At 66.2% G+C, this 19,271-nt stretch carries 13 protein-coding genes; 6 read left to right on the top strand and 7 right to left on the bottom strand.

Features of this window, described 5'->3' with window-relative positions; translation table 11 throughout:
* Nucleotides 1–131: 131 nt before the first annotated feature.
* Both ACLIMP_RS20590 and ACLIMP_RS20595 read right to left on the bottom strand, forming a co-directional pair.
* Nucleotides 132–1,247: a DUF3089 domain-containing protein gene (locus ACLIMP_RS20590; RefSeq protein ID WP_443478188.1), complete on the bottom strand. Its 1,116-nt coding sequence runs from the start codon at nucleotides 1,245–1,247 to the stop codon at nucleotides 132–134.
* On the bottom strand, nucleotides 1,240–2,640 hold the full coding sequence (locus ACLIMP_RS20595; RefSeq protein WP_443478189.1) for an MFS transporter: 1,401 nt from the start codon (nucleotides 2,638–2,640) through the stop codon (nucleotides 1,240–1,242). Before ACLIMP_RS20595 ends, ACLIMP_RS20590 begins: the two co-directional genes overlap by 8 nt.
* A 232-nt stretch (nucleotides 2,641–2,872) precedes the next feature.
* On the opposite strand from ACLIMP_RS20595, the gene ACLIMP_RS20600 reads away from it, so the two are divergent.
* A complete protein-coding gene (locus tag ACLIMP_RS20600; protein ID WP_443478190.1) occupies nucleotides 2,873–5,086 on the top strand; it encodes a beta-glucosidase family protein in 2,214 nt (737 codons plus the stop codon).
* Nucleotides 5,087–5,134: 48 nt separating this feature from the next.
* Here the strand turns inward: ACLIMP_RS20600 and ACLIMP_RS20605 are convergent, their stop codons facing one another.
* The 3 genes from ACLIMP_RS20605 to ACLIMP_RS20615 all read right to left on the bottom strand — a co-directional run bounded on the left by ACLIMP_RS20605 (nucleotide 5,135) and on the right by ACLIMP_RS20615 (nucleotide 8,253).
* The gene (locus ACLIMP_RS20605; RefSeq protein ID WP_443478191.1) at nucleotides 5,135–6,355 is read right to left on the bottom strand and encodes an alpha/beta hydrolase-fold protein; all 1,221 of its coding nucleotides are present in this window, start codon (nucleotides 6,353–6,355) and stop codon (nucleotides 5,135–5,137) included.
* A 143-nt stretch (nucleotides 6,356–6,498) separates the two neighbouring features.
* Nucleotides 6,499–7,050 carry a cupin domain-containing protein gene (locus ACLIMP_RS20610; protein WP_054439036.1) on the bottom strand — a complete coding sequence of 184 codons (552 nt, stop codon included), beginning with the start codon at nucleotides 7,048–7,050 and terminating at the stop codon, nucleotides 6,499–6,501.
* 15 nt (nucleotides 7,051–7,065) lie between these two features.
* The gene (locus ACLIMP_RS20615) at nucleotides 7,066–8,253 is read right to left on the bottom strand and encodes an LLM class flavin-dependent oxidoreductase (protein ID WP_443478192.1); all 1,188 of its coding nucleotides are present in this window, start codon (nucleotides 8,251–8,253) and stop codon (nucleotides 7,066–7,068) included.
* A 163-nt stretch (nucleotides 8,254–8,416) separates the two neighbouring features.
* On the opposite strand from ACLIMP_RS20615, the gene ACLIMP_RS20620 reads away from it, so the two are divergent.
* The 5 genes from ACLIMP_RS20620 to ACLIMP_RS20640 all read left to right on the top strand — a co-directional run bounded on the left by ACLIMP_RS20620 (nucleotide 8,417) and on the right by ACLIMP_RS20640 (nucleotide 14,923).
* Nucleotides 8,417–9,382 (top strand): LysR family transcriptional regulator, encoded by a 966-nt coding sequence (locus ACLIMP_RS20620; protein WP_443478193.1) that lies wholly within the window; start codon nucleotides 8,417–8,419, stop codon nucleotides 9,380–9,382.
* Between the two features lie 154 nt (nucleotides 9,383–9,536).
* Entirely contained in the window at nucleotides 9,537–10,403 is an 867-nt protein-coding gene (locus ACLIMP_RS20625) for a phytanoyl-CoA dioxygenase family protein (RefSeq protein ID WP_443478194.1), read from the top strand.
* Entirely contained in the window at nucleotides 10,400–10,981 is a 582-nt protein-coding gene (locus tag ACLIMP_RS20630) for a cupin domain-containing protein (RefSeq protein ID WP_443478195.1), read from the top strand. The genes ACLIMP_RS20625 and ACLIMP_RS20630 overlap by 4 nt, the downstream gene beginning before the upstream one ends.
* 32 nt (nucleotides 10,982–11,013) lie before the next feature.
* Nucleotides 11,014–12,390, top strand: coding sequence for an MFS transporter (locus ACLIMP_RS20635; protein ID WP_443478196.1), 1,377 nt, complete (start codon nucleotides 11,014–11,016; stop codon nucleotides 12,388–12,390).
* A gap of 178 nt (nucleotides 12,391–12,568) precedes the next feature.
* Nucleotides 12,569–14,923 carry a TonB-dependent receptor gene (locus tag ACLIMP_RS20640; RefSeq protein ID WP_443478197.1) on the top strand — a complete coding sequence of 785 codons (2,355 nt, stop codon included), beginning with the start codon at nucleotides 12,569–12,571 and terminating at the stop codon, nucleotides 14,921–14,923.
* Between the two features lie 72 nt (nucleotides 14,924–14,995).
* On the opposite strand, the gene ACLIMP_RS20645 is transcribed toward ACLIMP_RS20640, so the two are convergent.
* On the bottom strand, nucleotides 14,996–16,480 hold the full coding sequence (locus ACLIMP_RS20645; protein ID WP_324699684.1) for a flavin monoamine oxidase family protein: 1,485 nt from the start codon (nucleotides 16,478–16,480) through the stop codon (nucleotides 14,996–14,998).
* Between the two features lie 81 nt (nucleotides 16,481–16,561).
* On the bottom strand, nucleotides 16,562–18,988 hold the full coding sequence (locus ACLIMP_RS20650) for a TonB-dependent receptor (RefSeq protein WP_443478198.1): 2,427 nt from the start codon (nucleotides 18,986–18,988) through the stop codon (nucleotides 16,562–16,564).
* Nucleotides 18,989–19,271: the final 283 nt, after the last annotated feature.

The following is a 19,271-nucleotide window of genomic DNA, read 5'->3' on the forward strand; positions in this document are numbered from 1 at the left end:
CCTTCTCTGCTTGGAAGGCTGCCCATCGGGTCCGCCGGGGCCCGTTCTTTCCAGTCATCCTCCAACCTAGGTCGTAAACGCGAACTCTGCCCGATACGCAGCGCCGACTATCCGCCTTGCGGACAGGCCGTTCAGCGATGCGCCTTGAGCCAGGCCGAGGCGCGCAGGGCCGCATTGGCGCGGATGTCCGCATAGAACAGCGCGAAATCGTAATAGTGAAGGCTTCCGCCCGCCATCGGCCTCACATCGAGCCCCGGCGCCGGATAGGTCACGGCAAGCCCCTGCTCGCACCGCACGGCCACCGCGCCGGTCCGCAGCGGCTTCATCGCGCCGAAACCGGGCTCGCCCGGAACCGCGCCGCGTGCCTGCGCCGAAAGCGCGGCGGGGCGGGACCGGTCGAAAGTCACCGGGTTGATGCAGAGCGGGCGCTTGCCGGGAACGTCGCCATATCTGTCGACGAAGGCCTTTTCGTAAGCGGCGACGATGGGCGCAAGGTTGGCGCCAGCCTCAACCGCATTCCATTGCAGGGCGCATCCGGTCTGCGCGGGCCTGTCGCAAACGGGGACGTGCCTGTACCGCAGGCCGAACTCGCCTTCCGAAAGATTGATGCCCACGATGTAGGCCGCCACCATGCGCTGCTGCAGCGGCGTGCCGTCGATCCGTCGTTCCAGCAGGTCGGCGATGTGCTTGGCGCCCTGGCTGTGTCCGGCGATGATAAAGGGCCGGCCATCGCCGACATGGGCGAGGAACCAGTCGAATGCGCGCTCCACGTCGGAATAGGCAAGCGCGAAGGCGGCATCCCGGTGCGCGGGGTCCATCAGCGCCTTGTAGCTGGCCGCCCGGTATCGCGGCGCCCAGATCCGGCAGCAGGCCCCGAACGCGCTGGCTTGCCGGGCCACCGCGCTCTCGTCCGTCCAGGTGCTGGCGGCGACGTCGGCAGGGTCCTGGTTCCACGCGGTCTGGCTGCGGAAGGTGGTGGGATGGACATAGAACACATCCACCCCCGGAGCCTGCGCGACCGGCGCGGCGCCCTCGGGCAAGGCCGCCGCCGGGCCGGGACCGGCAGGGCCGGCGGCCCAGTTCCCGGCGACAGCGTAATCGGGTGCGGGCGGCGCGAGCGCGGCGATGTCATCCTGCGGTGCGGCGCGGACCGGACAGGACCAGCACAGCAGCACCGCCATGAGGCCTGCGGCGGATCTTGCCGCCGACCGTGCCCTCAGCCGGGCAGCGCGGCCGCGCTCACGCATCGGCGGGCAGCCGGTAGCGCGAGAACACCAGAAGGCTGACAAGCTGGGTTCCAGCCGGGATCAGGCTGTAGAGCAGGACGATGCCGGTGATCGCATGGGGCGTCTGCGTCACCGCTCCGCCGGTAGAGGATACGAAGCCGAACGCACTCATCACAAGGCCCGCGACGACCGGGCCGAGCGCAAAGGAGAGTTTCTCCATGGCCGAGAACAGTCCGGCGAAGACGCCTTCGTTGGCAATGCCCTTGCGGCGGCGTTCGTAATCGATCGTATCGGTGAGCATCGAGAGCGAGAGCATGACGAACGCCGAGTTCACTACGCCGATCACCGCGCCGCGCACCAGCACCAGAACGTGCTGCGTGCCCAGCGCGCCCACGCCGGGAATGTTCACCAGCACGTCGGTGGCCGGGTGGACGAAGAACCAGGTTACCGTCACCATCGCCCATGCGGCGGAGGCGATGACGTAAGTGCGCTCCTTGCCCCAGCGGCGCGAAAGCGCGAGCCAGAGCGGCTGCGCGAGAATGCCCGCGATCGCCATGACGAGGATGAACAGCGGCACGATCCAGATCGCCTGGATCGCATAGAGATAGATGAAGCCGATCACGGTATAGCCCGAAGCCTGCCCGATGTTCTGGATCAGGCAGGTTGCCAGCAGCACCAGATAGGGCCGGTTGCCCTTGATCGCGCCAAGCTGGCTCAAGAGGCTGCCCGGCGCGGCATCGTCGCGGATCATCGGCACGCGGGCGAGGCCCAGCGCGGTCACCAGCATCGTGCCGAGGCACACCGCGCCCAGCACCAGTGCCATCACGGTCCAGCCATGCGCGCCGCCGCCCAGCGCATAGATCAGCGGCTGCGCCACGCCCACGCCCACCAGCACGCCCAGCGTCGAGAAGACCATGCGCCAGACCATGATGCGCGTGCGTTCGTGCGGATCGTGCGACAGCGCCGCCGCAATCGCGAGATAGGGCACGGAGAACATCGAGAAGGCGGTGGAGGCGAGGAAGAACAGGAAGCAGGTGATCGCCGCCGAAAGCAGCGGGCTGGAACTCTCGGTCAGCGTGAACAGCGCCACGAAGCCGAGGCTGGTGAGAACCGCTCCCGCGACGAGGAAGGGCGCGCGCCCGTGCTTTCCGCGCAGCCGGTCGGACCAGGCGCCGACCAGCGGATCGCAGACGATCAACCAGAGCTTGGGGATGAGCACGACCAGCCCCGCCAGCCAGGCCTCTACGCCGAGCATGGTGGTGAGGAACAGCGGCAGCAGCACCGCCGGTGTATCGCGGAAGATCTGCGCCCCGAGCTGGCCGGTGCCGTAGCGCAGGAGGACGGAGGTGCCGACCCTGTCGTCATGCCCCGCCAGTGGCTGCGGGAGGATTGTCTGCTCGATCATGGTGGCCATGCGCTTCCCGAATCTTGTTTTGTTGCACTGCAACATGCGACGGAGCGCCCGCTCCGTCCATGGGATATTCATGCCATTGACCTTTGCCGCATCGCGGCAATTGCGCGGTTTATCCACCAGACGGACGTGGCGGTCCGCTGCGTGGACACCCTTCGGCAGCGATCCATGGTGGCCGCGAAGCCCCGAGACCCGAATTTCGGGGCGATCCTCCCTCTCCTGGAGACCTTCCGCAATGATTTCCCGCCTGCTCGCCTGCACAGCCGTTTCACTGGTTATCGCCGCGCCCGCGCCCGCAGCCGAACGCGACAGCCGCGCCATCGACCTTGCGGCCGCACAGAAGCGCGCGGGCGAAACGGTTTCCCGCATGTCCGCGCAGGAAAAAGTGGTCATCACTCACGGCATCATGCCCCTGCCCGGCGGCGGCCCGAAAGTGGAGATCCCGGCCGAAGCGATCATCGGCGCGGGCTACATTCCCGGCGTTGCCCGGCTCGGCATTCCGCACTTGCGGGAAACCGATGCCAGCCTCGGCGTGAGCTGGGTGATGGGCGCGCGCAAGGACTGGTCCACCGCCCTGCCCTCGGCCGTGGCGCAGGCGGCAAGCTGGAACCCCGCACTGGTCGAGCGCGGCGGCGCGATGATCGGCTCGGAAGCGCGGGCCAAGGGCTTCAACGTCCTTCTTGCAGGCGGCGTGAACCTGGCCCGCGATCCGCGCAACGGGCGGACTTTCGAATACTTCTCGGAAGACCCGCTGCTGTCCGGCGTGCTGGCGGGCGCGGCGATCCGGGGGGTACAATCCAACCATATCATCTCCACCATCAAGCACTTCGCGCTCAACGGGCAGGAAACCGGCCGCAAGTACGTGGACGTGAAGATCGCGCCCGCCGCCGCGCATGAAAGCGACCTGCTGGCCTTCCAGATCGGCATCGAGCAGGGCCAGCCGGGCTCGGTCATGTGCGCCTACAACCGCGTTCACGGGGCGCAGGCCTGCTCCAGCGACTGGCTGCTCAACAAGGTGCTCAAGCAGGAATGGGGCTACAAGGGCTTCGTCATGTCGGACTGGGGAGCCGTGCCCTCGATCGACGCGGCGATGAACGGGCTTGACCAGCAATCGGGCGACCAGCTCGATCCGGGCGTGTTCTTCGGCGCGAAGCTGGCCGAAAAGGCTGCGTCCGATCCGGCATGGGCCCCCCGGCTCGATGACATGAACACCCGCATCCTGACCGCCGTCTATGCCGCCGGGCTGGACAGCCATCCCGCAGAACCCGGCGGCACGATAGACTGGCCCGCCCATGCCGCTATTGCCGAGGAGGTCGCCAAGCAGGGCATCGTCCTGCTGAAAAACGAAGGCCATGTGCTGCCGCTGGCCAGAACCGCGAAGTCCATCGCGGTCATCGGCGGGTATGCCGACGGCGGCGTACTTTCGGGCGCCGGGTCGAGCCAGGTCATGGGCGAAGGCGGGCCTGCGGTGAAGCTGCCGGTGGCAGGGTCGGGCGTATGGGCCGGGTTCATCTCGGAATCCTACCACCGTTCCAGCCCGATGGCGGCGATCAAGGCGCAGGCGCCGGGCGCCGCCGTGCTCTACCGCCAGGGTCAGTACATCAAGGACGCGGCCGAACTGGCCGCGCGTTCGGAAGTGGCCATCGTCTTCGCCACCCAGTGGATGACAGAAGGGCTGGACGTGCCGGACCTGTCGCTGCCGCGCGGACAGGATGCGCTGATCGAGGCGGTTGCCGCCGCCAATCCGAATACCATCGTCGTGCTCGAAACCGGCGGGCCGGTGAAGATGCCCTGGCTGGGCAAGGTCAGGGGCGTGATCGAGGCGTGGTATCCCGGCGCGCGCGGCGGCGAGGCGATCGCTTCGGTGCTGTTCGGCGAAACCAACCCCTCGGGCCGCCTGCCGATCACTTTCCCGGCCGACGAGAGCCAGCTTCCCCGCCCCCGCCTGGACGGGAGCGACTGGGTGGAGCCGGACTTCGGCGGCAATCCGAAGGGAGGCAAGGACAAGCTGCCCGCAGACTACGACATCGAAGGTTCGGACCTCGGCTATCGCTGGTTCGCGCGCAAGGCGGCCCGGCCGCTGTTCCCCTTCGGCCACGGGCTCAGCTACACCGCGTTCGCGCAAGGCAAGCCGGTGATCAAGGGTTCCGCCGCGCGCGTCACCGTGACCAACACCGGCGCGCGGGCAGGTGCGGACGTGGTACAGCTCTACCTGACCGACCGAGCGGGAGAGACAAAACGCCGTCTCGTCGGCTTCGGCCGCGTGGAACTGGCGCCCGGCGCCTCGGGCGAAGTGGCGATGACGATCGACCCGCGCCTGCTGGCGGACTGGAAGGATGGAAGCTGGACGATCCCGGCGGGCCGTTACGCTTTCGCGGTGGGCACCGATGCCGAGCATCTGGGCGCGCCGGTGACCGTGACGATGAAAGCGCGCCGCTGGAAGGACTGAAGCCAGAAGGCAGGCCCGGGCGCGCAAAAGGCGCGCCCGGGCCTGCCTTCAGCGGAACAGGCGCGGCGCGAAATCGGCGAGATAGCGCCGCCAGTTCACCCATTCGTGGCCGCCGCCGGTTTCATGATAGACGTGCGCGATGTGGTAGCGATCGAATAGCGCGCGCGTGGGCGCGACCGTCTCGTGAAGGAAATCCTCCCTGCCCATCGCGAAGTAGACGAGCTTCAGTTCCTTCGCGCTGCGCTTCAGTTCGGCATCGTATTTCGCGGCATACGTCTCCACGCCGTTGAAGGCGTTGCCCTTGCTCAGCCCCATCGAGAATATGCCGATCCAGCGGAACTGGTCCGGATGCGTCAGCCCGTTTCGCAGGGTATGCGATCCGCCCATAGACAGGCCCGCCATGGCCCGTGCCTCTGGCCGGGCGTCGCTGCGGTAACCGGCATCGACATAGGGGATCAGGTCGCCGATCAGGTCGGCGCCGAAATCGGGGTTGTCGAGCGTCATCACCCCTTCGCGCAGCGGGGTGTGGCCGTCCGGCATGACGACGATCATCGGCACGACTTTTCCGGCGGCAATCAGGTTGTCGAGGATCGCGTTGGCCCGGCCCACGCTGGTCCAGCTGTCGTCACTGTCTCCCGCGCCGTGCACAAGATAGAGCACCGGATACTTGCGGCCGTCCTTCATGTAGCCGGGCGGCGTATAGACATGGGCGCGGCGGGCGATGCCGAGCGATTTCGACCAGTATTCGATCGTCGATACCGCGCCATGCGCGACTTGCGGGTTCCACGTCTGGAAATCGCCTTCGGGGCCGCGCACCTCGAATGTCGAATTGATGCCCTTGAGCTCCTCGGAGAAAGTCTTGCCGAGCGGATCCACGGTCTTCACCCCGTCCACGCGGAAGGCGAAGCGGTAAGTGTCCGCTGGCACCGGCCGGGGGGTGGTGACGGTCCAGAGACCGGTCGCGTCCTTCGCCATGGCAAGGCCCTGCGGCGTACCGGCGGGGAAGCCCATGGGAATGACCGTGGCGATATCGGTGCTGGTCAGCAGCACTTCCGATGCATTCGGCGCGCAGAGGCGGAAGGTCACGCGCCGGTCGGGAAGCTGCTCCACCGACTTGTAGGGCGCGGGGCCGGAATAGAACGGGGGCATCACGCAAGTGGAGGGATCGAGCTTGGGCGACTGCATCTGCGCCGTCGCCGGCAGCGCCGCCGCGATGGCGGATACGGCCGCCAGCAGCGCGGCGGAGGAGACTATCTTGCGGCGAACCATGCAAAAAACCTTTCGCGAACGCAGCGAGCGCTGCTGCCATGAAAGGTCGCTTCTGCCGGTGCCGGAACGAACGGCGCCATCGCGTCTATCCGACTGGCGGACCCGCCCGCTCCGCACACCCCGCCATCACCGTGGGTGGCGGTTCACTTGCGCGCTTCGCCCTGCTTTCCCAGCCGCGCCGCCACGCACTGGTCGGCGGGCATGCCATCGGGGCAGCTCTCGGCCTTGGGCACGAGCGCGCTGTCCTTCGGCAATCGGACGGTGAGGATGCGCACGGGCTCGGTGCCGATCATGCGCGAGGTATGGCCGCGTCCGGTCACGTCGTCCGCCAGGACGATGTCGCCCTTGGAAAGGATGTGCTTCGAACCGTCACCCAGCCCCACTTCGAGCTGGCCTGACAGGACGATCAGGAAGCGCGGGGTGGAAACGCCGTGGAAATCGATGAAGCCGCCGGGCAGCGTATCGCCGATCTCGACATCGGTGGCGCGCAGGCGCGACTGCACCGAACGCCCGTCCCCCCCGCCAGTCAGCGGCAGGTCGATGATCTCGAGATGGGATTCGCCGTCCTCCCCGCCGTACATGTGCATCATGCGCATGGCCTTGCCGGTGGGAGAAAGCGGGGTGACGGGCGCCGGATCGGCCAGCGCGGGCGCCGCAAGGGCCAGCACGGCGGCGAACGGAACGAGCAGTTTCATGCGCCTTGTTCTCCTTCAGGCACTGACGCGGGAACCGGCGGCGGCGAGGTCGGCCCCGGACTTCTCGTCATGGCGGGCGGCCAGTTCGCGCAGGCGCGGGATCAGTTCGCGCCCGTGGACCGCGATATCGCCCAGCAGGTCGAATCCGCGCAGCAGGAAGCCGCCGATGCCCATGGCATAATAGTCCATCAAGGCATCCGCCACCTGCTCGGCCGTGCCCACCAGCGCGGGCGGCAGCATCGGCGTCGAGAAATCGATCGAGGCGCGGGTGATCCCGGTCCAGAGGCGCTTGTCGATCAGTTCGCTGCGACCGGCGAGCGCCTCCAGTTCCTCACGCCCGGATCCGCCGCGCGTCGTGGCCAGCCTGGGGTCAAGCCGCATGGCGGTGCCGGTCGCCTCGCCCTTTCCGGCATCGGCTTCGGAGATTTTCGCCTGCTGCATCGCGGCAGTGTCGCGAAGCTGCTCGATCACCGCGCGCGCGGCCTGCCATGCCTGTTCCTCGGTCTCGCCAAGGATGACCCGCGCCGATGTCTGGAGCCGCAGGGGACGGCCGGTTGCCGCCCAGGCCGCCTTGACCTGCGCCGCCGTCTCTTCCATCTGCGCCAGCGGCTTGAGACCGCCGATCGCGTAGACATCCGCCACTTGCGCGCCCACTTCCAGCGCCAGCGGAGAAGCTCCGCCCCAGTAGACCGGGATGGCGCCGCCCTCCGGCCGGATTTCCGCCAGCGCCCGGTCGAACCGGTACCAGTCGCCCGCATGGCTCACCGGCTCGCGCGCGGCCCAGACCCGGCGCATGATCTCAACATATTCGCCGCTGCGCCGGTAGCGTTCGTCCTTGGTGTGGTAATCCCCGTCGCAGGCCAGTTCCAGGTCGTTGGCGCCGGTGATGACATGGACCCCGGCACGCCCGCCGCTCAGCCGGTCAAGCGTGGCGAACATGCGCGCGGCCATGGTCGGCGCGATGAAGCCGGGCCGATGCGCCACCATGAAGGATAGCCGCCGGGTGATCGCGGCCGCGTAACTGGCGATGGCGAAAGGGTCCGGCGCGTAGGAGTTCTGGAGGATCAGCACGCGGTCGAAGCCGTTCTCGTCAAACGCGCGGGCCAGCGTGCCGATCGTCTCCACATCGAAGCTCGGCCCGCCCGGCGGCGACACTTCCGAGGCATTGCGGTGGAGCAGGACTCCCAGGATTTCAAGCGACATGACGGCCCTCCCCAAGGCCGGGCCACGATGCGTGCCGGCTTCAATTCTGACCCCGAAAAACTGGCAGGTGATCGAGAGGCGAATAATCCAAGAAATCTATTACCCTGCGAGAGAAGCTTGATCGAACCTCCCCGGGCAACAGCAACCAGGAGGCCCCCCGCCGATGAACATCGTCAAGCTCGAACGCATGATCGCCGTCTACGAGGCAGGCAGTTTCCGCAAGGCAGCGCGCCGTTTCGGCATGTCGCAGCCCGCGCTCACCTGGAGCATCCGGCAATTGGAGGAAAGCCTCGGCCTCTCGCTGTTCGTTCGCGGTCCCTCCGGCATCCGCCCGACCGAGGCCTGCGAGACGCTGATCGTGCGCGCGCGCCTGATCGTCAGCGAACATGCCCGCCTGCTCGCCGAAGTGGAGCGCAAGAACCGCCAGCAGGTGATCGTGATCGGCGTCCACCCGGTGCTGCTCAACAGCCAGTTCGCCCACACCATCGCCGCTTTTCGCGAACGCGAGCCCGCCGTTACCCTGCGCGTGGTGGAAGCCTATAGCGCCGACCTCATCGCCCGCCTGCAACGCGGCGAACTGGACCTGGCCTTCTCCGCCGCCCCGCCCGAGGACGAGGACGCCGACGAAATCGCCTTCGAGCCGCTGCTGCGCCAGTATTACTCGATCTTCGCCCGCCCCGATCACGCGATCTTCGAACAGATCGAAAGCGGCGGCCCGATCACCGAACATGCCTGGGCGCAGGCAGATGCCCCCAATGTCGGCGCGCGGCAGGTGACCGCCAGCAGTGGCGATCGCAACAATACCAACATGGTGCTGGAACTGCTCGCACGCTTCGGGATGACCGAAAACATGGTGGCGATCCGCTCCGCCTCGATGCACCTGATCCGCCGGATGGTCATGGACGGCGGCCTGCTGGGCATGGTGCCGGAAAGCCAGTTCGCCACCGAACTGCAGGGCGGCACCGTGCGCCAGGTGCCCGGCTCCAACATCGAGGGGCCGCCGCTCGGCCTGTTGTGGATCGACGGCTGCTACGAGACGCTGGCGGTGCGGCGGCTGAAGTCGCTGCTGCGCACGATGCAGGTTCCCGACCATCCCAAGGCGCTGCCCGCCCCGAAGATCGCGGCATGATGGCCGCCGCTGCCCGGGTGATAGAGGCGCTCTATCACAGGTCAAAATTAGTTCTCTGTTCCGCCTCGCCAAGCCCAAGCAACATGCCGCCACTGGCTGCGCTGGGTTCCAGTCGCTCACCGTGGCCCCTTTTTTCCTCACAGCGAGTCCGGCGATGAACAAGCATCCCCTCAACCCCGTCACGCCCGAGCACATCGAGACCTATCGCCGCGACGGCGTGGTCTGCCTGCGCCAGATGTTCGACGCGGAATGGATCGAGCGTCTCCAGCAGGCCGCGCTCGAAGTATCCGCCGATCCCGCCGCACACGGCCTTACCGGCCCCTCGCACGGCGCCATGGTCTCGGTTTCGCACCTCTGGCACAAGCCGGGCATATTCCGCGACTTCGCCTTCAACTCGCCCGCGGGCGAGATCGTCGGCCGCGTGATCGAGGCGGACAACGTGCAGATGTTCCACGATCACCTGTTCCGCAAGCCGCCGCAATCGCCCGCGATCATGCAGTGGCATGCCGATCACCTCTGGCCCTTCACCGGCACCATGATCCCCAACCTGTGGGTCGCGCTGTCGCCGGTGAACGAGGAGAACGGCCGGATCGAATTCGTCGCGGGCTATCACCGCTTCTGCATCGACACCGGCTCGCGCTTCGGCCCCGCCGGAGACGGCACCTTCCGCTTCCCCGACTTCGAAGCAGAGCGCGACAATCCGGATTTCCCGTTCCGCTTCGTCACCTGGGATCTCCAGCCGGGCGACGCCGTGCTGTTCCATGTCGATATCCCGCACTATTCCAAGGGCAACGATTCCGACACGCTCGCCCGCACCGGCCTTGCCATGCGGATGATCGGCGACGACTGCTACTGGTGCCCGCGCGAAGGGCTGATGCCGGTCCACGGCATGGACCTGATGAGCCAGCCCGACGGCGTTCACCCCGAACCCGGCGAACTGCTACCGCTGATCTGGCACCGCCCCGACGACGAACCGCGCGTCTTCGCCCCGCGCCCCGCCCAAGCGGCGCGGGCAGCATGACCTTCGATCCCGGCAAGCGGGAATTCCTTGGCGGCGCGGCGCTTCTCGCGATGCTGGGAATTTCCGGCCCGGCGGTGGCGGGCAGCGCTCCCGGCATCCGGGTAGAGCCGATCCAGGGCCCGAACCTGCCGATGGAATTTCCCGGCAGCGGCGGCACGGTTCCCTGGCTGAAGCGGGTCTTTCACCTCTATTCCGGACCAGACGGGCTGACCCGGGCCGAACAACTCGAAGTGGTCGAGCCGCGCGGCCAGTCCATCGCCACGCTGCTGCGCCGCACCGCCGCGCGCGTCACCCTTGGCGGATCGCAACCCGGCGCCGGTTTCGGCTTCCACGTCGCCAGCCAGCCTACCCTGCTGATCCCGATCTTCGGGTCGATGATGATCGGCCTTCATGACGGCACCGAATACGAACTGCGCCACGGCGACCTCGCCTATGCCGAGGACTGCACCGGCAAGGGCCACATCTCGAAAGCCGGGCCGGAAGGCTCGTTCATGGTCGCGGTGCAGCTTCCCGGCGAAGGCTGCCCCCTGTCCGGCAGTTCCGACATGACGAAGGTCTGGTCCGACCAAGCCCGCTGAGCCCATAGCCCCCCTCGCTGCAAGGAACACGCGTGAAGAAGACTGCATATCTCGGCTGGGCGATCGGCTCCTTCACGTCCTCGGCGCTGGTCAGCGCCGTGGGCCTGCTGCACTTGCGGTTCATGACGGATTCGCTCGGCCTTGCCATCGGGCTGGCCGGAATGCTGACCGTCCTTGCCAAGATATACGATGCCGCCTGCGACCCGCTGATGGGCCACATCGGCGACCGCACGCACACCCGTTTCGGCAAGTACCGCCCCTATCTGCTGGGCGGCGGGCTGATGGCCGGGCTTTCCATGGTCATGCTGTTCAACGTGCCTGCGGCGCTTTCGGGCACCGGCCTATGGGTCTGGGTGGGGATGACGCTGCTGTTCTTCTCCACCGCCTATACCTTGTTCCGCATTCCCTATCTGGCGCTGGGGCGGGCGATCACGTCGAACTTTCCGGAACGCTCGAAGCTGATGACCTTCAGCGTCTACGGCTCCTCACTCGGCAACATGGCCGCGACCGCCGCCGCGCCGTTCCTGCTTTCGCGCATCGGCAGCGACCGTGCCGGGCACGGCACAGTGGCGATCGTGCTGGGCGTGCTCATCGCCCTTGGCGGGGCGGCTTCCTTCGCACTGCTGCGCGAAGGCGAAGCGGCGGAAAGCGCGCCATCCGGCGATGGCTCCCTGCGCGAGGCGGTGGGTGCCCTGCGCCGCAACCGGCCGTTCCTCTGCCTGATCGGCTTCAAGCTCGTGCTGTTCTCGGGCCTTACCGTCCACATGGCGGCGATCCCCTTCTACACGCGCCACGTGCTGGGCGTGGCCGACAGCACGCTGGGCTCGATCTTCCTCGTGCAGACGCTGGCGATGATGGGCTCGCAGTACCTCTGGGTAAGGCTTGCCGCGCGCCACGGCCGCCGCAACGCGCTGCTCGGCGCCAGTGCGCTCTGCGCGCTCGCCTATTTCAGCTGGCTCTTCGTTCCCGCCGCCCGGCCCGAACCCTTCGTCCATCTCTGCGCGCTGGTTTCCGGCATCGCCACCGGCGGCATCTTCCTCGGTCTCTACACGGTGCTGACCGACACGATGGACTATTCGCGCCAGGTACAGGGAGACAGCCGCGCCGGGATGCTCGCAGGCGTCTTCGTCATGGTGGAGAAGGGCACGGCGGCCTTCGGCACCTTCGTGTTCAGCATGACCATGGCCTGGGTCGGGTTCGTGTCCTCCACCGGCAACGGCGCGGATGCGCAGCCTCCCAGCGTGCGGCTCGGGATCATCGTGGCGCTCTCCGTCGTGCCCTCGCTCGCCGCGGTGGCCGCGGGCCTCATCATGCTGCGCTACCGGCTTCCGGGTCAGGCCGCGCCAGAACACGCTGCGCAGGCTTCTGAAACAGCCGAAGGAAATGCCCTGCACGCCACTGCCGCCTGACCGGAAAAAGCCAGTTCCAACCCCTTGCAGGGCGGGCGCTTCCAGCGTCTCGCCCCGCAGCCATCTTCGCGATATTTTCTTTATCCGTCCATCGGATAGGGGAAATACTTCAGAAAAATACTCACCCGACTGCGACAGCATGTCCCCTCAAGAACAAATAACATGAGGGAAAGCGTCCATGACCGGTAAGTTGAAAAGAACAGCATTGACGACCAGCCTGATCGCCACCGCCGCCATGCTGGCGACGGCCCCCGCGCAGGCCCAGCAGGCCGGCGACGCGGAAGGCGGCAATACCATCGTCGTCACCGCCAAGAACCGCAAGGAAAGCCTTCAGGACGTGCCGCTGGCGATCACCGCGCTGAGCGACCAGGATCTCGCCGGTGCCCAGATCCGCGACGCGCGAGACCTCCAGAAGATCACGCCGAACCTCAGCCTTTTCGCCGGCTCGGGCCGCAACGATCCCTCGGCCTACTCGCTGCGCGGCCTGGCCCCCAATACTTCGGACGAACGCTACCAGGGCATCTCGATCTTCATCGACGGCGTGGCCCTGTCCGGGCAACTCGCCTCGCTCGATCTGGAGAACCTCCAGCGCGTGGAGATCATCAAGGGCCCGCAAAGCGCCACCTTCGGCCGCGCCACCTACAGCGGCGCGATCAACTACGTCACCGCCGATCCCTCGAGCGATGCCGTGACCGGCTTCGTCAAGGCGCGCGGCAGCCTCACCAACAAGGCGCCGGACGCCAGCTACTACTTCGGCGGCACCATTACCGCGCCAATCGTGAAGGATGCGCTATGGTTCTCTGTTTCCGGCTCGCTGATGCAGAACGGCGCCTTCGCGAAGTCGGTTGACGACGGCACCGCGATCGGGCGCGAACGCACGCAGGTCGTCTCGGGCACGCTGTTCTTCAAGCCGGACGAAAGCTTCTCGATCAAGCTGCGCGGCATGTACCAGCACGACCGCGATTCCCCGCCCGCACAAGTGGTTCAGCACCCGCGCGAATGGCTGGCAGCCGGCGTCGCGGTGGCGCCTTTCGCGCGCGGCAACGGCGCGTTCTTCCCCGCCTACCTGCCGGACGGCGACCTCGACACCATCGGCACGCAGGGCGCCACCGGCTACGGACGCGACCGCTACTTCGCCAGCGCCGTCGTCACCAAGACCTTCGGCGATTATGAACTGAGCTACCGCGGCGGCTATTTCAGGGAATCGCGCTGGGCCAATGTCGCCACCGTTCCCCGCGCGGTGCAGCCCGGACAGGACCCGGTGTTCGGCGACCTGATAACCAATGGCACGGTAACCGTGCGCAGTTCGGTGCTGGGCACCTTCCCCTCGACCGAGACTTTCGAGAACACCAGCCACCAGCTCATGCTGCTCTCCCCCGGAAGCAAACCGTTCCGCTGGCGGGCGGGGCTCTATTATTTCTGGGAGAACGATCTCTCCGCCTTCTCCGGCTACGGCACCACCGCCAATCCCAAGGGCGTGACGCGCAACGACCACCTCACCAACATGGCGGTGCTGGGCGGGTTCGACTGGGACGTCACCGACGCGCTGACGCTGAGCGGCGAAGGGCGCTACGCCCGCGAGAAGGTGTCCTCCCCCGCCTGCCCCACTTGCGTGTTCTACCCGACCTCTGTCGATTACAACAACGTCTCTGAGGACTTCAGCCCGCGTATCACCCTGAGCTACAAGGTGACGGGTGAGAGCATGATCTATGCGCTGTTTTCCAAGGGTGTGAAAAGCGCACGGTACAGCTTCGTGAATGTCGGTGGAAACTATGTCGGGCTCGCCGCGGACCCGGAGAAGCTGTTCAACTACGAGATCGGCAGCAAGAACACCTTCTTCGGCGGCCGCCTGACCCTCAACCTCGCCGCGTTCTATGACGAAGTGAAGGACCAGCAGCTCGTCTCCACGCAGGAACGCACGGTCAACGGCAACATCGTCAACATCGCCACGGTGGGCAACGTCGGCGCCTCGAAAATCCTTGGTTTCGAAGGCGAGGCGAACCTCCGGATAACCCCGCGCCTGACGCTGCGCGGCTCGGTCGGCTATGCCCACCAGGAGTTCACGACCAAGACCCCGCTCATCATCAGCACCAGCTCGACTTACGGGTTCCCCGCCAGCGCGGACAATTCGATCGTGCTCGACGGGCTCACCCAGGCCAATGTGCCGGACTGGAACGGCTTCATCGGCGGCGAATACAAGTTGCCGGAAATGGGCGGTTTTTCGCCCAGCTTCCGTCTGGACGGCGCCTATCGCGGCAGCTGGTACGCCAATCTCGCCAACACCGTGAAGGGCCGCTCGGCCTGGACCGTGGACGCGCGGATCAACTTCGCCAGCGATGCCATCGACTTCTCGCTCTTCGGCCGCAACATCCTCAACAACCAGCGCCCGACCGGCTCCGGCCTCGCCGGAGCCACCGCGACCTGCATCTTCGTGGAACGCGACACCGCCACTTATGGCTCCAACCAGCAGTGCCTCTACGCCTCGGTCCCCCGTCCGGCCGAATGGGGCATGGAAGCCACCCTGCGCTTCTGATCCCGCCGGCAAGCAAAAGGCCCGGCAGGCACATCGCCTGCCGGGCCTTTTCCCGTTCGTCACGCGCGCAAATCAGGCCCGCGCGCCGATCTCCACGGCAACGCGTTCACCGCTTTCCATCGCCGATTCCATGCCGAAATCGAGCCGCCGCGTATGCTCGCCCGCAAAGTGCATGACCTGCCAGGGATCGGTCATCGTCCGGGCAAAGCCGTTGACCTGGCCCGGTGCCAGGCTGAACCCGCAGCCGAGCTGGTTGGGATCGCGCATCCAGTCCTTGTAGGTGGCCAGCCGCAGAAGTCCTTTCGCAGCGGGGCGGAGGCGGACGATCTCGTTCTGGATGAAGGCTTCCGCCTCGGCATGTTCCATTTTCGCGATGGCCTGCGCGACAAGGCCGACCATGACCACCATCGCCCGGTGCCGGCCCTCGCCGGTGTGATTGTCGATCGCCCAGAACATCCCGATCGGACCATCGGTGGAGAACGAGGGCGGCAGTCCGTCTTCCTTCCAGAACGGCTTCTCGGCCGTCAGGTACATGCGCGCGGTGTTGGCATAGGGCATCGCCGAAATCGCCTGCCTTTGCAGGGGATTGTCCCTGCCCGCGACGATTTCGACACGGCGCAGCACCGAGAAGGGAACGGCGGAAATCACGAACCGCGCCGAAACTGCACTGCCGTCCGCACAAGTCACGGTGGCGCCGCTGTCCGTCATCTCGATCCGCGCCACCTTGCGTCCGAGGCGGATGGCGTCACCCAGCTTCGCCGCCATGGCCAGCGGCAGCTGCTGGCAGCCGCCGACGATGTTGTTGGTGGAGGCGAGGCCGTCGATCATGTTGTGGTCGTTGGCCTCGCCGAAAGGATGGTCCCGCGCGTGCTGGACCGGCGACTGGCCCGTCCGGCGATCGACGCCTCCGCGCGTCTCCTCCTGCCACATGCGCAGCATCGAGGTTTCGTCGATGCCGATACCGGGCGCCGAGAACGCCGCGAGTTCGATCGCCGCCTCGCTGTAGCCGTTGCGCTTCATCAGTTCGCGCAGGGAGATGTCGTACCCGGAAAAGCGCGGGTCCAGCCAGTCGTCCACTTCCTTGAGCGGATTGAATTTCGCGGTGACGGCCTGCCCCATCAGGATCGGGTTGATCTTGCGCTCATCGCCGACGGTGCGGTTGAGCGGGTTCGATTCCCACGTCTTCGGGTCGATCCAGGTGTCCTTGATATGACCGCCGAACGAAAGCAGGTCGCGGTCTTCCGAAACGAGCTTGAGCCCGTAGCGCTGGCAGGCGTCCAGCACGCGGGCATAGCTGCGGCCGATCTGGCTGGCGCCGACGTCGATGGGGCCGTCCACGGTCTGAACGGTCTGCACGCGCCCGCCAACCCGGTCGGACGCTTCGAGGATGAGCACGCGCATCCCGAGATCGCGCAGGAGCTCGGCCGAATGCAGGCCGGAAAGGCCCGCGCCGATGATGACGACATCGGCCTTCTCCGCGGCGAAAGCCATGCGCGGCAGCGCGAAGGTGGCGGCGCCAAGCGCGCCCGCGCCCAGAATCTTGCGGCGAGTGAACATGAGAACTGTCTCCAGTCTGAAAAGGAAGCTTGGAACGGCCGTTCCCGGACGGGCCAGCCATCCGGGAACGGCCGCCTGTCATCAGAAGCCCAGCTTGAGCTGCACGCCTGCGGTGCGCAGGTCGGGCAGGCCGACGAGCACGGCGTTGTAGCGCGCCAGCGAATAGCCGGGCGCAATCGCCCAGTTATCGTCGATGCTGGTATAGGCCTTGTTGTTGAAGACGTTGTTCACGAACAGCTCTATCGAGGCCTTCCCGCGCGAAAGGCCGGTGCGCAGGTTCACCAGGTGGCGGTCCTGCGTCTTGATGAGGTTCGCCTGGTCGGACCAGACGCCCGACTTGAAGCTGTAGTCCGCCCGCGCGAACCAGCCGGCATCGTCGATCCGGCGCAAGTCCCCGCCGAGTTGCACGCCCAGGTTCGCAGACCACTTGGAAGTACGCGCCATTTCCTTGCCGCTGAAGTCGGTGATCCCGGAATAGGCGGTTACGGAAGGATTGACGAAGCTGTTGATGTCCGTGCCCGTATAGGCGCCCGCCGCATCGATGGTGACGAGATCGCCCAGCCGCAGGTGCGTTTCCGCCTCAAGCCCGTAGAGATCGGTGGAGCCGGAGTTGGCAACGCCGGTGAACAGGGTGCCGTCATCCAGCAGGAACGAATAGGACGTGATCTGCTTGCGCCACTTCGCGTAATATCCGGCCGCCGTATACGTCAGCCGGCCGTTCAGCGCCTTGCCCTTTACCCCCAGTTCGTAGTTGGTCAGCTTCTCCGGCTGCACCGTAAGCGGTACGCCCTGCTGCGCCGCCAGCTCCCGGTCACCCGAATCCGTCGTCGAGGCCAGCAGGAAGGCGTTGAACTGCGACGGGTTCACCCCGCGCGAATAGGAGGCGTAGACCATAAGGTCCGGGTCGATCTGGAAGTTGGCGATCACGCGCGGCGTGAAGTTGCGGAACTTGTCCGAAGCCAGCTTGCTACCCGCCGCATAAGTGCCCGCCGGGACATAGATGGAATCGGCGATGGTCAGGTTGCTGTTGGCGTAGGTTGCGATCCGGTCGATCTGGTAGCGGCCTTCCGCGCTTACCGAGAAGCGATCGGTGATGTCGTAAGTGAGGCCCGCGAAGATGCCCAGGGTCTTGCTCTCGTTGCGCCCGGTGGTGCCGGGGCGGCCGCCGTAGATCGGCGTGCCGCTGCCCACCCGGTTCCACGCTTCGAGATAGCTGGCCCCGGCCACGCCGTGGACGGCGCCGAAATCGTAGTTCACCCGGCCCTCCGCCGAGTAATCGTGCATCTCCCGCTCGATCAGGTAGGGGAAGTCGTAATAGGCGGTGTTCCAGTAACTCGTGCCGGTGAAGGCCGAACTGTCGAACCCGTCCAGGTCGACCAGGGTGCTCCATTTCTCCTCGTTGTGCCCGGCCAGCAGCGAGAGCGAGAAATTGTCGTCGATCTCGTAGTCGGCGGTAAGGTGCGCGTGGATGGAATTGCGCAGCAGACCATAGTGATCGACCGTCTCGTCGCTTGAAAGCAGGCGCCCGGCAGGATTGTCGAGCCAGTTCTTGAGCTGGCTGGTGAAGCTGGTGTTGGCGCTCACCCGATTGACGAGGCCCGGCGCGGTGCCGCAGATGAAGGCATAGCCGCCCGGCGTCGTGCAATTGCTCTGGCTGCTCTGGATCACGGTGCCGCCCGGCGTCTTGATATCCGTGGCCACGAGCCGCGTCTGCGCCGAGGGTCCGTCCTCGTCACGCGTCCACATGCCGAACGCCTTGACGGTGAGCCGGTCGCTCGGCTTGGCGACGAGCAGGAGGCTGGCGCTGCGCGTCGATTCATCGCCCAGCGTGCCGCCGTCATAGCTGTTCTTCCACGATCCGCCCTTGTCGAACGCATCGCCGGTTATCCGGAACGTCAGCATGTCGCCGATGATCGGGCCTTCGACCGAGCCGCGCAGGCGCCAGTTGTCACGCGTGCCGATCATGCCCGTCAGTTGGCCGTGCCACTCTCCGCCCGGCTCCTTGTTCACGAAGTTGATCGCACCGGCAAAAGTATTGCGGCCGAAATAGGCGCTCTGCGGCCCCTTGAGGATCTCGATCCGCTCGGGATCGCTGATCGAGGTGAACGGCGAAGGCGAGGCAACCGGAACGCCGTCGATGAACATCGAGGTCGTCGTCGCATTGGTCGTCACCGGCGTGAAACCGCGCAGCGAGATCTGCTGGAAGGAACGGTCGGCATGGCCGGAAGAGCTGTTGTTGATGTTGATGCCCGGCGTCGAACTCGCCAGCGACTGCATCGAGACGATGCCCTTGGCCTCCAGCGTTTCCGAAGTCATCGCGGTCACCGTGACCGGCGTCTTCAGCAGGCTCTCCTCCCGTTTGCGGGCGGTGACGACGATATCGCCCGGCGCCATTTCAGTCGCCTGCGCCGGTGCGGACTGTCCCTGTGCGAAAGCCGGAGCGGCCCAGCATGCGAGCGCCGTTGAAAGCGCGGTGGTGAAACGTAGAATGTGACTGTTTCTGATCATGGTAGCCCCTCGATGTTGTCCGGACCGCGCGCTTTCACGGCGCGTACCCGGAGAAGTTCCCTGTCGAACATCGACATGCGGGAAGGGCTGACCCGAACAGGTCAGAAGTTTCGTTCCAGACGAGCTTCCATCGAAAAATGAACAGAACCGCTGGGAGGCACCCCTCCTTGGCATGTCCCAGTCTTTAAAGGTCGGAATACTTGCGCATCCGGTTGCGGGGTGAACCGCGTCGCAAGCTGCTTCGTCATGACGATCGAGCGCTTGTCCATGCCCATGAGATTTA

The organism is Novosphingobium aeonii, assembly GCF_052279045.1.
In the GTDB taxonomy this organism is placed as follows: domain Bacteria; phylum Pseudomonadota; class Alphaproteobacteria; order Sphingomonadales; family Sphingomonadaceae; genus Novosphingobium.